This is a genomic window from Desulfosporosinus youngiae DSM 17734, from assembly GCF_000244895.1.
GTDB classification, from domain to species: Bacteria; Bacillota; Desulfitobacteriia; order Desulfitobacteriales; family Desulfitobacteriaceae; genus Desulfosporosinus; species Desulfosporosinus youngiae.
This window is the reverse complement of the sequence record NZ_CM001441.1, coordinates 5,187,102-5,201,719: the sequence shown is the minus strand read 5'-3', so window position 1 is coordinate 5,201,719 and position 14,618 is coordinate 5,187,102. Positions and strand designations below refer to the sequence as shown.

Sequence of the window (14,618 nt, the reverse complement as noted above, 5' to 3'; positions counted from 1 at the left end):
GAGGAATAAACCTTGGCTGGAGATGCTTTTTATATTCGGCAGATGTGGAGTTTTTCCCGAGCCCTGGATTTGGGTTTAATTGATGAGGAAGTTGAAAGAGGTTTGCAGATTTCATTGGGAGAGCGGCATGGAGAACGTGTTGCTTATATTGCCATGCGTCTGGGACGGGCTCTCGGTCTGAGCAAGGAAACCCTGGTTCATGTCACGGTTGCCGGATTGCTGCATGACATTGGCGCGCTGGGTAATTTTACTGATTATAAAGGAGCTCCGCGTATTCTTGAAAAACATTGCACTACGGGAGCAACCATAGTCAAGCGTTTCCCTGATGGAGCAATTCTTGCCCCCGCAATTCAATATCACCATGAAACTCCTGATCCCAGCCGGAGTGCCTTGGGTGCCCCTGCCGAAGAAGTCCCATTAATAGCTCGTATTCTGTCCTTAGCCGATCAAATCGATCTTCGCTTGAAGCGGAGATTATCCAGCCGCCGGGAGAGGGAGGAGATTCTGGAATGGGTCACCATGGAAACCGGAACGCTGTTTTATCCGGAAGTTGCAGCAGCCTTTAAAGAAGCAGCTCAAAAAGAGGCGTTTTGGCTGGATATTGAACAGCCCGATTTGCTTCAGATTGCTTTAGGGCTTCTGTGCGGACAGTGGCAGCTCCCATCGGCGCGGGAGTTAGAAAGCGGATTTACCGACGATCTGGCGGCAACCTTCGCTGATTTAATTGACCAGAAAAGTAAATTTACGGCCCGTCACTCCCGGTCTGTGGCTGAAACCGTTGAACATCTGGCCCGGGGGCTTGGCTGGGAAGATGACCGGCTGCACGAAATTTATGTGGCAGGTTTGCTTCATGACTTGGGTAAACTCTCTGTGCCCAGGAAAATTCTGGATAAACCGGGACCCCTTAATTCTGCCGAGGTTGAAATAATCCGAACGCATACATACTACACACACCGCCTGTTGACAGAGGCCGGCTTTCCTACGCGCATGGTAGAATGGGCCGCTCATCATCATGAACGTCTTGACGGCAGAGGGTATCCTTTTGCCTTAGGAGATAAAGACCTTGATGAGGGCGCCCGATTGATGGCCATAGCCGATATTTTTGCTGCCTTAACCGAGGACCGTCCATATCGGGGAGCGATGAGTACCGGTGAGGCCCTGGCCCTAATCCAACGCGGGGCAGGAACCATGTTAGACCCGGGTTTAATTGATCTGGCAAAACGGACGCTGGTATAGGGGAATGGACAGGTTCCCTGTTCTAAAAGAAGTATATTTATTCAATTAACGGCAACAGGAACGGGAATCGTCCCTGCTGCCGTTTTTCCACACCTGCGAAGGCACTATATTCTCAGCAAAGGTTATAGATTTCATTGAAGTTGGAGGAATGGAAATTGTTTGAAGACGCTTTCTACATCCGGCAGATGTGGAGCTTTTCCCGTGCGCTCGATCTTGGTTTGGTTGACGAGGAAATCGAAAGAGGCTTGCAGTATTCATTAGGAGAGCGGCATGGAGAACGTGTCGCTTATATTGCCATGCGTGTGGGACGTTTACTGGGATTCAGAAAAGGAGCTTTAGTTCATATGACGGTTGCAGGGCTGCTGCATGATATCGGAGCGCTCGGCTGTTTCTGTGAATATCATGGTGATTCGCGTATCCGGGAGAAGCATTGTTATACGGGAGCCTCAATCGTCGAGCGATTTCCGGCCGGGGAAATTCTCGCCCCTGCGATTAAATATCACCATGAAACGCCTGATCCCCGGTACGCTGTCTTGGGTGCCCCTGCCGATGAAGTTCCGTTAATGGCCCGGATTTTGTCCCTAGCGGATCGAATTGATCTTAGGTTGAAGCGGAGGCTGTGCAGCCGGCGGGAGAGAGACGAGATTTTGGAGTGGGTCACGGCGGAAACCGGGAGATTATTTTACCCGGAAGTTGCTGCGGCGTTCAAACGAGTCGCTCAAAAAGAGGCATTTTGGCTGGATATTGAACAAAAGGATTTGCTTCAGATTGCTTTGGGGCTTTTGTTCGGACAATGGCAGCTCCCTGCGGCCCGTGAACTGGAAAAGGGATTTACGGATAATTTGGCGGCGACATTTGCCGATCTAATTGACCAAAAAAGTGAGTTTACGGCGCGTCATTCTCGTTTAGTGGCCGAGATCGCAGAAGGATTGGCCCGGGAGCTTGGCTGGGAAGATGACCGGCTACACGAAATCTATGTGGCAGGTTTGCTGCATGATTTAGGCAAGCTGGCTATACCGAAAAATATCTTAGACAAACAAAGCCCGCTCGAACCCGATGAAATCGAAATAATTCGAACCCATACCTACTATACTCACCGCTTACTGATAGAGGCTGGCTTTCCGACACGTTTGGTGGAATGGGCCGCTCATCATCATGAATTCTTAAATGGCGGAGGATATCCCTTTGCCTTGGCGGGGAAAGATCTGAATGAGGGCTCTCGTTTGATGGCGATCGCCGATGTTTATGCGGCCTTGATTGAAGACCGCCCCTATCGCCGGGCGATGAGTTCAGAGGCAGCATTGGCTCTAATTGAGAAAAGGGCCGGGACCGTGTTTGACCCGGGTTTGGTTGCCCTGGCCAAAGGGCTGCTTGCCTGAGATTTTATTGGCCTTGCCGTGTCCTGTGCCCTATTGTTTAGCATTCTAAAACTATTTGTGATAAAGTTAAAGGAAAACCAAACTATTGGGAATCAACTGGAAAGAAAGGGAGATTGACCTTGTTTTACCCCTTTGAAATGGAGCGCTATCTGGAAAGCTTATTGGGTGAACGGGATCCGCTGCTCAGTGAAATGGAAGAACAAGCTCTTAAAGAAACGATCCCAGTCGTGACGCCTATGGTTGGGAACTTTCTTAACTTGCTTGTCCAGACATCTAATGCGCAGGCTGTTCTGGAAATCGGGACGGCCATTGGATATTCGACGATCTGGCTGGCGCGTGCAGCGCAAGAGACCGGCGGGCACGTTACCACCATTGATATGAACAAAGATCGTTTGGCTCGGGCCCGGGAATATATAGAACGCGCTCAGTTAAGTGATCAAGTCACGGCGCTGGAAGGGGATGCCCGTAAAATCCTGACCACACTTGATTCATCCTTTGACTTTGTCTTTATCGACGCCGCAAAAGGAGAATACCTGGAGTATCTAAGTCTGATTTATCCCTTAATTGCACCGGGGGGCCTGTTGGTTGTAGATAATGTGCTCTTCCGCGGCTGGGTGGTTCCGGGAAGCACTTTTGCTCCTAAATATGACCGCATGGTGGGTGGTTTGCGCCAATTCCTTGAGGACCTTGCCCGGAATTCAAGCTTTTCTACGACGGTTTTGCCCTTCGGGGACGGAGTGTCGATTAGCCGGCGGATCGGCCTATGAGATCTGAAGGGCGTTACGGAGAAATTGATGTACTGAGGGCTATAGCGATTGTGCTGATGGTGCTTTTCCATCTGGTCTATGATTTAAGAGAATTTGCCGGAATCAATATCAACTATCAGGATCCTTTTTGGTTTGTGATAGGAAAGACTTCAGCTCTGCTCTTTATCTTCATTTCCGGGCTCGCCGGCGGCTTCAGCAGATCCCCGGTGAAACGGGGGGTAAAGGTATTGTCTTATGGAATGGTAATCACAGCAGTAACCTACCTAGCCATGAAAGACATGTATGTTCGTTTTGGAATTTTGCATTTCCTTGGTGTAACTATGATCTTATCGGCCTTCATATCCTCTTTATCTTCGCGAATGCTGTGGGCCCTTGCAGGCGCTTCCGCCTTGCTGGGGTTTTGGTTTAAAGGATTTGTGCTTGAAACAAGTTTATTGCTGCCCTTTGGCCTAATGTATAAAGAGTTTGGCTCCATGGATTATTATCCCCTTTTTCCGTACATAAGCGTGACCTTCCTGGGGATTCTGGCATATCGGTATTTTTACGCTCAGAGGTCGGAACCTTTGTTGGCATTTCGGCTGAACTTTAAGCCTGTCCTCTGGTTGAGCAGGAATTCGTTAGCGATTTATCTGGTTCATCAGCCCATCATACTTCTCATTATCTTTGGTATAAGATTTTCCTGACTTTTTCCGGCAGAAATATCATCTGGGTATTATTGTAAGGGTAAATGTGAGATAATACAGAGAGGTGGCTATAGCTTTGGCTATGTTTGTTCATGAACATTTAATGCAAGCGGTTTACTTTGCTCCCCGTGGGAAGAAGCGTCTTCTTTTTTTAGGAACCAATATTTCTCAGCGTTATTTGAGCCCGGAGGATAAGCTGATCGGGTTTGTGGGAGATGCGGGGGCCGGGAAGTCCTTGCTGATCCGGGGTATGTTTCCGGGGCTGGAACTCACCAATGATGATGATGGAATCAATATCCGGCCCTTGCCTTTAATGGAGGATGCAGACCGCGGGCATTTCCGCTATCATACTTATCATTTGGATGTCCGCTTCGAATCCGCTTTTACTCAACCGTGGAAAATCGCTGAAGCTATTAATAAAGCGATCAGCAAAGGACACCGGGTTGTTGTCGAGCACTTTGACCTGGTCTATCCTCAGCTTGGGGTCAATGCCGAAGTTTTGATCGGGGTAGGGGAAGAAGTGATTGTAACCCGGCCGACTGTATTCGGCCCGGAACCACAGAGTATTGCAGATATTGTTTTCGATTCAATAAAGTATCGGCGCATGGCCCACAGTGCCGAGGACATTACCTCCATGATTCTGGAGGAAATGGGTTTGGCAAGGCCTGAGGTGCATAGCGATATTAAGCATGGTTTCGTCTTGGAGTTTCCGGAAAAACCGGACATCGACTTGGATTTAGTGGAGCAGCGGGTTCTGGATTTAATCAGAGCGGATTTACCCATCTGTTTTGCCAGTGATGATCACATACGAGTGGGAGAAATCCTTTATCCATGCACAGGTCCTCGTATTCACATCCGGCGTTCAAGTGAGATTAAAGGGTTTCACTTGCTGAAGGAATTCCGCTTTGATCCTATCGCCCAGCTCTATACGATCGCCGGAATTGTCGGGGAGGAAATGACGCCGGCTCGTTCACTTGATTTATTCGGTGGGCGGAATGCTAATATTTAGCGGGTCATTGCCAGTCATTGGTGTTTCACTGTCGATTCTGGTAAACTAAATTTTGAAAAAGATGGTTATAAAAGAAAGGTAAGGTTATCAAGATGGAACGTTCAAATGGCCGGGCAACTAATGAATTACGTCCTGTAAAAATTTCACGGCAGTTTACAAACATACCGGAGGGCTCAGTTCTCATAGAGATCGGACAAACCAGGGTTTTGTGTACAGCCAGTGTGGAAGAAAAAGTACCTCCATTTCAGAAAGGGTCAGGCAAGGGATGGGTGACCGCCGAGTATGCTATGATTCCGCGGGCAACTCAAACCCGGACTCAGCGTGAGGCAAGTAAAGGCAAGCTTACTGGACGGACAATGGAAATTCAGCGTTTGATTGGCCGGGCCTTACGTTCAGTCGTTGATTTAAAAAAGCTTGGTGAGCGTACCATCTGGCTGGACTGCGATGTCCTCCAGGCGGACGGAGGAACCCGTACGGCAGCGATTACAGGTGCTTATGTAGCTATGATTGATGCAATTCAGTTCCTGATGGAGAAGAAACTTGTTCGAACAAACCCGGTTCAAGATACCCTGGCCGCAGTTTCTGTAGGCAAGGTCCGGGGAAATGTGGTTCTGGATTTAGAATATGAAGAAGACTCTCAAGCAGAAGTCGATATGAACGTTGTCATGACAGGTGCGGGTAAGTTTGTGGAAATTCAAGGAACGGCCGAAGATATTCCTTTCGATCGTACAGATTTAGATCGCTTCCTGGAACTTGCTGAGCAGGGAATTCGCTCCTTAATGGAAGTGCAGAAATCTTCCTTGGAGAGGACATCATGAAAATAATCCTTGCGACCCAAAACCAAGGGAAACTTCGGGAACTTCAGGACCTCCTGGCGGATGAAACTATTGAAGTTTTATCCCTGAATGATATCGAGGACTGGGAAGACGTCGAGGAGAATGGTGAAACCTTCGCGGAGAATGCTGCCCTTAAAGCTAGGGAAGCGGTTAAGAAAACAGGGTTAATTGCCCTGGCGGATGATTCCGGGTTAGAAGTTGATGCCTTAAATGGTGCGCCGGGGGTTTATTCTGCTCGTTTTGCAGGTGAGCCGAAAAATGATGAACGAAATAATGACAAGCTGCTGCAATTATTGGAAATCGTCCCGGAGGACAAAAGGCAGGCTCGTTTTCGTTGTGCCTTAGTTGTGGCAACCCCTGCGGGAGAAGAATATCTCACCGAGGGGACTGTCGAAGGACAAATCTTAACAGAACGGCGTGGATCGGCTGGATTCGGTTATGACCCGCTCTTTTTTGTGCCGGAGTATGCACGGACAATGGCCGAACTAACTCTGGCTGAGAAGAATAAGCTCAGTCATCGCGCGCAAGCCTTTCGCCAGGCGATTCCGATTCTTCAAGGCCTTAAACGTCAAAGCTAAGATACCTTAGAAGTAACCACATAAATGTGGTGAATTTTCCACTTAATTTTTTCTTTGCTTTCCCTTGACGAATAGGAAAAGATGAGCTATACTAATCAAGTCACCAAACGGACGGGGTATAGCGCAGCTTGGTAGCGCGCCTGCCTTGGGAGCAGGAGGCCGGGGGTTCGAATCCCTCTGCCCCGACCATTTAGATCCCAGCTTTCCTTGTAGTTGGTAACCTGGGTGAAAAAATCGTATCCTTGAAACTGCGCCTGTAGCTCAGTTGGATAGAGCATCTGCCTTCTAAGCAGGTTGTCGGGGGTTCGAGTCTCTCCAGGCGCACCAATATTACAAACCGTATGGTGGGTGTGGCGAAGTGGTTAACGCACCGGGTTGTGGTTCCGGCATTCGTGGGTTCAAACCCCATCACCCACCCCATAACGCAAACGATACACCGGGAATTTATTCCCGGTGTTTTTGTTTTACTATTTTAGAAAGTATAAACTTGCGTTATATACTGCATGAAGGTTTAACCCGTGCGAAGACAGTGTCTTGGGGTGCCAGCCAAGTTTTCTTTATATGAAACGAAATTATTTTGAATTGAATTGCTCAACTATTGGGATTTAATGAATCAGAGCTATAGATTCAGGATTAAACCATGTCTGAAGGGAGCGTGAAACCAGTGCCTTATGTCCTAGGCATTGATACCGGAGGTACATACACAGATGGAGTGCTCTTAGATTTCGAGGGCAGGACTGTCGTCAAAAAAGCGAAAGCTTTCACAACCCGGCAAGATCTGACGATTGGGATTCGGGAATGCATTGATAACTTAGGAATGAAGATGGGGCCATCGTCGCCGGCTGGAAAACTCATATTGATACTGCGGGGATCAGTACCTTTGGCCTTGGTGGAGATAGTTACATAACTATTCCGGCGAAAGGACAGCTGAAAATTGGCCCAACGCGTGTCATTCCCTTAAGTGTGGTTGGAACAACCTATCCGAAGTTAGTTGAGGAAATCAGCCAGATTCGGAGATCTGAAACACTCAGCACGGAGAGAATCTTTAAAAGTCAAACCTTAGATTGCTGGAAGATCATTAAGCCACCTCAGACGTTGGAGAGCTTAAGCCGTGATGAACAGTTAGTCCTCGAAGCCCTGGCAGACGGACCCCATAATGTTCTGATTATTAAACAACGACTTGGGAAATATGTAAGTCCTTTTGCCCTGAAATCTCTTGAGCAGGCGGGGATTATTGGACGAATATCCTTTACTCCAACCGATGCTCTTCATTGTCTTGGACGTCTGAAAAAATGGAATAGAGAAGCTGCCCGGGAAGGAGCCAGGGTCCTCGCCAATACGTATGGCTGCCCTCAGGAGACCTTTCTCACACTTTGCCTGGAGAATATGACTCAATCCTTGGCGCTGTCCATCTTACAAAGTGTCTCTGCCAAACAAGGCTATTTCCTCGATGTAAACGATCCCAACCTGAAGTTTTTCCTGGAGCCCTTTTTCAAACGGTCTAACCAAGATTCAGATATCCAGGTGCCAATCCGTTTAAATTACCCTATTGTGGCCATCGGCGCTCCTGTTGAAGGCTATTTGCCGGCAGTGGGCGACCTGCTGGGGACTCAGGTGATCATCCCTGAACACAGTGAAGTCGCTTGTGCTATCGGGGCTGCGATGGGAAAAGTGAGTGAAAAGGTCACGGCCCTGATCAAACCCGGCTTTACAGTTCATGCCCCTTGGGGATATGAAAAATTTATGGATTATGAAGAAGCTCTTAAAAAAGTCCTGGTAAAGGGAAAAGAAATCGTCTTGGAAAATGCCAGGCAAGCGGGTATCATGGCCCCTGAGGTCACGGTAAACCAAGATAAAGTGAAGAGCGAAACCGATTTCGGCACGGTATTCATTGAAGAGTTTATCGAAATAATTGCCTCGGGCTACTGTCAAGGCAACTGAGCTGAAAGGTCTCTTTGATGTGTTTCACCCAAATTTTGCATCGGGAATTTATTCCCGGTGTTTTTTGTTTTTTAGAATCACCTTTAATTTGTTTAACCCCTTTAATCTATAATTTAGCGAAATAACGAACCGGAATTATAAATGGCTTTAGTTTAATGTTCAACAATAGATCTATTAGTTTCTTTAGACCCCCCTCAAAAATTGTTTTGGGTTCGTAATGATACTGTGTAGGGCGTGTGGAGCCGGGCAAAGCGGGGAAAAAGACTGTCTAAGTTAAATCTAATTATTACTAAGCCAAACCTGTACTTAAGAAAGAGGGGTATTAATGACAAAAACATTAAAAAAGATTAAGAAACTATTAGCAGTTGCGGTAACAGCTGCACTATTAGCACTTCCGCTTGGAACAACACTGGCTCTTGCAGATACAAATGCACCGGTTGAAGTTACAACTGCTGCAAGCCCAGAAACTACGAGCTCTGACAACACAGGCACGGATACCGCGGGTACGGATACTGCCAGCAGTACGGATACCACAAGCATTGATACTGCTAACCCAGATACGACAAACACAGCGAATGAAGACGCAGACAATGAAAATACGGTTGTTGATGCTGATGGCAATAAAGTTGATCCGGGAACTTGGTTATCTGATTTAATCGTTAAACTCAAACTAGCCTTGTCCTTTGATCCGGTCCGAAAAAGTGAATTAAGTGAACAACTGGCCCTCGCCAAGTTAGCAAAAGCTCATAAACTGATGACCGAAGGAAAAACTGAAAAATGCCAGCTTGCTTTTAACGAATACTCCAATAAGATCACTAAGGCACAAGAATTTCTTGAGAAAGTTGAAGATGCTGAATCCGAAAAAGCTCAAAAGCTCACGGTTGCCCTCACAAATGTTAACCAGAATAACATTGAAGTTTTAGGCAATTTGTTGGATAAACTTCCGCCGCAGGCTGCCCAGAAATTAGCGGTTAATGTCGTTCGCTCCATGGAAAAGGCTGTCACTAAACTAGAAAAACAAGAAGCTAAGCTTGCTGAAGCAACGGTGCCGGAAACGACGACGCCTGTAAGTGACTCGAAAACAACTCCTGCAGATGAGAAAAAGGTTTTGAAGAAGCAAGCTAGAGAAGCTTTGAAAGAATTTAAAAACTCACTTAACCAAAAAGGGAAAATTCATCTGGACGGGGATGATAAAAAGGATCGCGACCAAGATAGAGATAGAGATAAAAAGAATGATGCGGTAGTTAAACAGAATCCAGCTATGACCATTGGTCAGCCAACGTCTGTTACTGTTGCTCCGGCAAAAGTTCAGTCTGAATTAAAGAAAACTCAAACCTATGAACAGGAGAAGAAAGCTTGGAATCAAAAGAATGAAAAAAGCGGAGATAGGTATAAAGATAAAAAACAGGATAACAAGTGGGATTCTAAATATGACCATCGTTAGAATGATTCACAGTGAACTTGCCCACTCCTCCTTAACATAAATGAGAGGGGGCTGTCTCAAAAATTGAGGCAGCCTCCTCTAATATTTTAGACTCATGCCGCTGTCACAGCGTCAGCAAAGGATGAAAACGGGAGTACTCCCGGGTCGGGCAGCTTCTCCCACATCCGTTAACTCAGCACTCCGAGGCTCGCCCACCCGCCGGTGCGGGACTACGCCAAACCTCCGGGTAGTACCTTGTGAACCTGTGGCTCCGTGTCCCCGCACCGGCTTGTGGGCTTTTATTGCCTCTCCATGCGATGAGTTTACTCCTGTGGGAGAAGCTGCCCTGCTTGCGGGTCTTTTTTCAGCGCAGCAAGTAAAAGGGTACCCTCTGGTGCCCTTTTACTTGCTGATCCAAGCAGGGAGGGTTTTGCTCCGGCAACTCGGATTTCCAATGCTGGCGGGATACCAACAATATCTTTCTTGGCTTTGCCAAGATTCCAGCGCGTAAAACACAAAAAAGGCAGTTCGCCCTCTTAGAGGTCGACTGCCTTTAACTTGCATAATTGGTGCGAGAGAAGGGACTCGAACCCCCACGGTTTCCCGCTGGAACCTAAATCCAGTGCGTCTGCCAGTTCCGCCACTCTCGCAAAAATTGCTGCTGCAACAGAGAGAATTCTATCATAATTTTCAAGATATGACAAGTACTATTGTTTTTGCAATTTTTACTAGGTAGATGTCAATGAATTAAGAGTGAAGTAACCTATAATATATTCTTTAGGTTGAATTTTTCTTTATCAAAAATGTTCTCAAATAAAAGTTTTAAGGCTGAAACTTCACTGAGAGAAAGCGTAACATCTTGGTTCTCGATGAGTCTTTCTAACCGCTTCATGCTGATATTAATCGTGTCTATTTCTTGGTGATCCAGGAGAATGCTCCACCAGGTATTGTTTTGATCCCAATTCTCTCGAACGGTGTTCAGCTCCTTTTGAGCTCCCTCCCATTTTTGGTTTGATATGGATTGTTGGACGATCTCCAGATGCTCCCCTGTAGTATGAGTCGTGGTTTCAATATACCGGTAGGAAGCAAAAGAACCTCCCATTAATAGGAAGACAATAATAATAATGGTTGAAAGGGCGCGCAACAGGATTCACCTCCTTGTTTTGGGCTGGACGTAAAGATTTCCAGAGGAATCAAGGCTTGCTAAGAGAACATCTTCAATTCGATCAATATCATATTTTTTCAGTTCACTTTTTAACCAGTTCAGATCTTTCTCACGTTGCTTCAAATAGTCCGTTTTAAGCTTGCCATCCATGATAATCGGGAGCGGCAGTCCTTCGTATGGGGGTGATATATTAAAATCCTCCGGGATAGCCGGCCGTTTATTTGATTTCGGAAAGACGCTGATTTGTCCGTTATTTTCCAGTATAGCAAATTCAACGTCGGCGATATTGGGAATGTTATTGAGACGAAGTTCTTCTAATAGATCGCTGATGTTATAGCAATTTTTCCTGAGTTCCTTTTCCAAAATCTTTCCCCGATCGATGAGGATACTTGGCCTGCCACAAATAATATCCCGGGCCTTTTCACTTTTTAAGGAAGCATAGGCAAAGGTCAGACTTGCGGCTAGGAGAACCAGAATGGGTATAATGCCACTGAGGAGCGGAACCCCGACGTTTTCACTTGGAACGGCCGCGAGTTCAGAAATCATGAGAATAACCACCAGCTCAAAAGGCTGCAATTGGCCGATTTCCCGTTTTCCCATGAGACGCAGGGCGATAATGACTACGACGTATAGAATGAGGGTTCTGACGACAACAACAAGCATGCTTAATCCCCTTTCTTATAAATACAGATTCTCCTTCGTAAACGCTAGTTTGCCCTTAAAGATAAGAGTTATCCGTGGCTTACTCCGAAGGGCTTCAGCTATTTGATTACGAGAAGTAAGTCTGTTATAATTGATTAGTAAATTTTTTGTACTTTAGAAAGCATAAGGGCAACTAAGGCCGCCGCCGCACCTGCGGTTTGGCGCCGGTCAAGTTTTCTTTAGATGTATTTGGCTTAAGCGGGGGTTTGTAGTCTTAAAAAAACGGTAAGACTAACGAAGTATCCAAGCTGCCTTGCACATATACTAACAAGTGTTTAAGGGGGAGAACATATGTCAGTCTCAGTAGAAAAATTAGAAAAAAATGTTGTAGCTTTGGAAGTTGCCGTTGAAGCCGATAAATTTGTTGATGCGGTCAATCAAGCTGCCAAGACCCTAGCTAAAAAAGTGAATGTTCCAGGATTCCGTAAAGGGAAAGCTCCACGTCGTATGGTTGAACAATATGTAGGAAAACAAGCTCTCTATGATGAAGCTTTGGATCGTTTGATCGGACCGGCCTACGCAGAAGCAGTTATCGAAAGTGGCATCGATCCCGTTGACCGGCCTGAAGTTGATCTTGTCCAAATCGAAGAAGGAAAAGATCTGATTTTTAAAGCGAAAGTCATGGTTAAACCGGAAGTTGAACTTGGAGAATATAAAGGACTTAAAATTGAACAAAGTGCGGCTATTATCACAGAAGAAGAAGTGGCGGAAGCACTGAAAAGCAAGCAGCAGCAGCACGCTCGTCTCATAACCTTTGAAGAGGGAAAAGTAGAAGACGACGATACCATCACCTTAGACTTTGAAGGATTTACCGACGGAGTTCCTTTTGTGGGCGGTAAAGCTGAGAACTATCAGTTGGTTATCGGATCGGGCACATTTATCCCGGGCTTTGAAGAAGGTTTAATTGGCGCTGAAATCGGACAACCTCTTGATGTCAACGTTACCTTCCCAGCTGAATATCATAGTGCAGAACTGGCTGGTAAAGACGCCGTCTTCAAAACCCTTGTCAAAAAAGTCCAGCGTAAAGAACTTTCTGCTTTAGATGATGAATTTGCAAAAGATGTCAGCGAATTTGAGACTCTGGATGAATTGAAAAATGATTTACGGAATAAATTAATGAAGACCACAGAAATGAGAGTTAAAGACGAACATCTCAAAGCGATCATCTCTAAAGTGGCCGATAATGCCAGTGTCGAAATCCCTGAAGTTATGATTAACGAAAGAATCGGCGCAATGATGGATGATTTAAGTCGTAATCTTTCCCAACAAGGCTTAACCCTTGAACAGTATTATCAGTTCACCAACACCACTAAGGAAGCTATGCAGGAGCAACTGCGCCCTCAAGCAGCCGAAGGCGTCAAAACAGATTTAGTTTTAGAAACTATTGCCAAGGTAGAAGGAATTGAGGTCACTGAAGACGAAGTAGATGAAGAAATTAAGAAAGCTAGTGAGCGTCATGGCCAAGACGCTGCATTACTAAAACAGACCCTTATTGCGCGTGGGGAACTCTCGTTCTACAAAGAAAGCATGGTCAATCAGAAAACGGTCAACTTTTTAGTAGAACAGAACACTTAAACCCGACGCCTTGGGGGAATTCTGAGGTATAGAGGTGAGAGGATGGCAAAGTACACCGAAGACAAAAATCAACTCAAGTGTTCGTTTTGCGGCAAGACCCAGGAGCAAGTCAAAAAGTTGGTGGCAGGTCCGGGCGTTTACATTTGTGATGAGTGCATTGAACTATGTAATGAGATCATTGAGGAAGAGCTTACCGATGACTTGGGGGTTGAGATCGGGGATATTCTAAAGCCTAAAGAAATCCGCGCAATCATTGATCAGTATGTTATAGGGCAGGAGCAAGCCAAAAAAGCACTTTCCGTAGCCGTTTACAACCACTACAAACGGATTAATTTGGGCATGAAAATTGATGATGTCGAATTGCAGAAATCGAACATCATTATGTTGGGACCCACGGGTTCAGGAAAAACTTTGTTGGCCTCAACGCTAGCCAAAGTCCTTAATGTTCCCTTTGCAATCGCAGATGCCACATCCCTGACAGAGGCAGGCTATGTGGGCGAGGATGTCGAGAATATCCTTTTAAAATTAATCCAGGCTGCTGACTACGATGTCGAGAAAGCGGAAAAAGGTATCGTGTATATCGATGAAATCGATAAGATTGCCCGCAAATCAGAAAATCCCTCTATTACAAGGGACGTCTCAGGAGAAGGAGTTCAACAGGCCCTGCTGAAGATTCTTGAAGGAACGGTTGCCAGCGTGCCCCCGCAGGGAGGCCGTAAACACCCTCACCAGGAATTTATTCAGTTGGATACGACAAATATCTTATTCATTGTCGGTGGGGCCTTTGATGGGATTGAAAAAATTATTCAAAACCGGGCAGGAGAAAAGACCATGGGTTTTGGGGCGTCCATTCCCAATAAGGTCAATTTGAATGTCGGTGAAGTTCTGAAGGATATCCTGCCCATTGACCTTCAAAAATTTGGCTTGATTCCGGAGTTTGTCGGACGTTTGCCCGTCATCGTAACTCTTGAGGCTCTGGATGAGGCTGCCTTAGTCCGCATTCTGACCGAGCCTAAGAATGCTCTCGTTAAGCAGTACCAGAAGCTGATGGAGCTTGACGGTGTCACGCTGGAGTTCAAAGATGCGGCCCTCACCTCCATCGCGGCTGAAGCCATTCGCAGAAATACCGGAGCACGGGGACTCAGATCAATTCTTGAGGATCTGATGATGAACGTCATGTACGATCTACCATCACGTAATGATGTTTCAAAATGTGTCGTGACGCCGGAAGTGGTCTTAAAGAAAGAAGAGCCTCTGCTTGTTATGGCGGAAAAGGCTAAGAAGGGTAAGAAGGAAGAATCGGCTTAAGCGAAGTGCGAAGCAC

General features: G+C 46.3%; 14 protein-coding genes and 4 tRNA genes. 15 read left to right on the top strand and 3 right to left on the bottom strand.

Going from position 1 to position 14,618, the window contains the following annotated elements; genetic code table 11:
• Positions 1-12 precede the first annotated feature (12 nt).
• From DESYODRAFT_RS24150 to DESYODRAFT_RS24090, 13 genes are all read left to right on the top strand, one after another.
• Positions 13-1,236 (top strand): HD-GYP domain-containing protein, encoded by a 1,224-nt coding sequence (locus tag DESYODRAFT_RS24150; protein ID WP_007787076.1) that lies wholly within the window; start codon positions 13-15, stop codon positions 1,234-1,236.
• Positions 1,237-1,391: 155 nt separating this feature from the next.
• The gene (locus DESYODRAFT_RS24145; RefSeq protein ID WP_007787075.1) at positions 1,392-2,615 is read left to right on the top strand and encodes an HD domain-containing phosphohydrolase; all 1,224 of its coding nucleotides are present in this window, start codon (positions 1,392-1,394) and stop codon (positions 2,613-2,615) included.
• A 119-nt stretch (positions 2,616-2,734) separates the two neighbouring features.
• Positions 2,735-3,382, top strand: a complete 648-nt coding sequence (locus DESYODRAFT_RS24140) for an O-methyltransferase (protein WP_007787074.1) — start codon at positions 2,735-2,737, stop codon at positions 3,380-3,382.
• Positions 3,379-4,065, top strand: coding sequence for a heparan-alpha-glucosaminide N-acetyltransferase (locus DESYODRAFT_RS24135; RefSeq protein WP_007787073.1), 687 nt, complete (start codon positions 3,379-3,381; stop codon positions 4,063-4,065). Before DESYODRAFT_RS24140 ends, DESYODRAFT_RS24135 begins: the two co-directional genes overlap by 4 nt.
• A gap of 82 nt (positions 4,066-4,147) precedes the next feature.
• Complete coding sequence (locus DESYODRAFT_RS24130) at positions 4,148-5,074, top strand: hypothetical protein (RefSeq protein WP_042340079.1); 927 nt, start codon at positions 4,148-4,150, stop codon at positions 5,072-5,074.
• Positions 5,075-5,166: 92 nt separating this feature from the next.
• Positions 5,167-5,892: a ribonuclease PH gene (gene rph / locus DESYODRAFT_RS24125; RefSeq protein WP_007787070.1), complete on the top strand. Its 726-nt coding sequence runs from the start codon at positions 5,167-5,169 to the stop codon at positions 5,890-5,892.
• Positions 5,889-6,488 (top strand): XTP/dITP diphosphatase, encoded by a 600-nt coding sequence (locus DESYODRAFT_RS24120; RefSeq protein WP_007787069.1) that lies wholly within the window; start codon positions 5,889-5,891, stop codon positions 6,486-6,488. Before rph ends, DESYODRAFT_RS24120 begins: the two co-directional genes overlap by 4 nt.
• 112 nt (positions 6,489-6,600) lie before the next feature.
• A tRNA-Pro gene (locus DESYODRAFT_RS24115) sits at positions 6,601-6,677 on the top strand.
• Between the two features lie 61 nt (positions 6,678-6,738).
• Positions 6,739-6,815 (top strand) — tRNA-Arg (locus DESYODRAFT_RS24110).
• Between the two features lie 17 nt (positions 6,816-6,832).
• Positions 6,833-6,908: transfer RNA gene (locus DESYODRAFT_RS24105), tRNA-His, on the top strand.
• Positions 6,909-7,152: 244 nt separating this feature from the next.
• Positions 7,153-7,395 carry a hydantoinase/oxoprolinase N-terminal domain-containing protein gene (locus DESYODRAFT_RS24100; protein WP_042339100.1) on the top strand — a complete coding sequence of 81 codons (243 nt, stop codon included), beginning with the start codon at positions 7,153-7,155 and terminating at the stop codon, positions 7,393-7,395.
• 56 nt (positions 7,396-7,451) lie between these two features.
• Entirely contained in the window at positions 7,452-8,429 is a 978-nt protein-coding gene (locus DESYODRAFT_RS24095) for a hydantoinase/oxoprolinase family protein (protein WP_042339098.1), read from the top strand.
• Positions 8,430-8,754: 325 nt separating this feature from the next.
• A complete protein-coding gene (locus tag DESYODRAFT_RS24090) occupies positions 8,755-9,873 on the top strand; it encodes a DUF5667 domain-containing protein (protein ID WP_007787068.1) in 1,119 nt (372 codons plus the stop codon).
• A 546-nt stretch (positions 9,874-10,419) separates the two neighbouring features.
• On the opposite strand, the gene DESYODRAFT_RS24080 is transcribed toward DESYODRAFT_RS24090, so the two are convergent.
• The 3 genes from DESYODRAFT_RS24080 to DESYODRAFT_RS24070 all read right to left on the bottom strand — a co-directional run bounded on the left by DESYODRAFT_RS24080 (position 10,420) and on the right by DESYODRAFT_RS24070 (position 11,680).
• Positions 10,420-10,502, bottom strand: a tRNA-Leu gene (locus DESYODRAFT_RS24080).
• 113 nt (positions 10,503-10,615) lie between these two features.
• Positions 10,616-10,996, bottom strand: a complete 381-nt coding sequence (locus DESYODRAFT_RS24075) for a DUF4363 family protein (protein ID WP_007787067.1) — start codon at positions 10,994-10,996, stop codon at positions 10,616-10,618.
• Between the two features lie 6 nt (positions 10,997-11,002).
• On the bottom strand, positions 11,003-11,680 hold the full coding sequence (locus tag DESYODRAFT_RS24070) for a DUF421 domain-containing protein (RefSeq protein WP_007787065.1): 678 nt from the start codon (positions 11,678-11,680) through the stop codon (positions 11,003-11,005).
• Positions 11,681-12,010: 330 nt separating this feature from the next.
• Between DESYODRAFT_RS24070 and tig the strand changes: the two genes are divergently transcribed.
• The gene (gene tig, locus DESYODRAFT_RS24065) at positions 12,011-13,294 is read left to right on the top strand and encodes a trigger factor (RefSeq protein ID WP_007787064.1); all 1,284 of its coding nucleotides are present in this window, start codon (positions 12,011-12,013) and stop codon (positions 13,292-13,294) included.
• A 42-nt stretch (positions 13,295-13,336) separates the two neighbouring features.
• The gene (gene clpX / locus DESYODRAFT_RS24060) at positions 13,337-14,602 is read left to right on the top strand and encodes an ATP-dependent Clp protease ATP-binding subunit ClpX (RefSeq protein ID WP_007787063.1); all 1,266 of its coding nucleotides are present in this window, start codon (positions 13,337-13,339) and stop codon (positions 14,600-14,602) included.
• Positions 14,603-14,618 lie beyond the last annotated feature (16 nt).

What these genes read in the sequence shown, in the direction of transcription:
- DESYODRAFT_RS24135 (WP_007787073.1), top strand. Translation starts at nt 3,379, where the DNA reads ATGAGATCTGAAGGGCGTTACGGAGAAATTGATGTACTGAGGGCTATA.
- clpX (WP_007787063.1), top strand. Translation starts at nt 13,337, where the DNA reads ATGGCAAAGTACACCGAAGACAAAAATCAACTCAAGTGTTCGTTTTGC.
- tig (WP_007787064.1), top strand. Translation starts at nt 12,011, where the DNA reads ATGTCAGTCTCAGTAGAAAAATTAGAAAAAAATGTTGTAGCTTTGGAA.
- DESYODRAFT_RS24120 (WP_007787069.1), top strand. Translation starts at nt 5,889, where the DNA reads ATGAAAATAATCCTTGCGACCCAAAACCAAGGGAAACTTCGGGAACTT.
- DESYODRAFT_RS24130 (WP_042340079.1), top strand. Translation starts at nt 4,148, where the DNA reads ATGTTTGTTCATGAACATTTAATGCAAGCGGTTTACTTTGCTCCCCGT.
- rph (WP_007787070.1), top strand. Translation starts at nt 5,167, where the DNA reads ATGGAACGTTCAAATGGCCGGGCAACTAATGAATTACGTCCTGTAAAA.
- DESYODRAFT_RS24090 (WP_007787068.1), top strand. Translation starts at nt 8,755, where the DNA reads ATGACAAAAACATTAAAAAAGATTAAGAAACTATTAGCAGTTGCGGTA.
- DESYODRAFT_RS24070 (WP_007787065.1), bottom strand. Translation starts at nt 11,680, where the DNA reads ATGCTTGTTGTTGTCGTCAGAACCCTCATTCTATACGTCGTAGTCATT.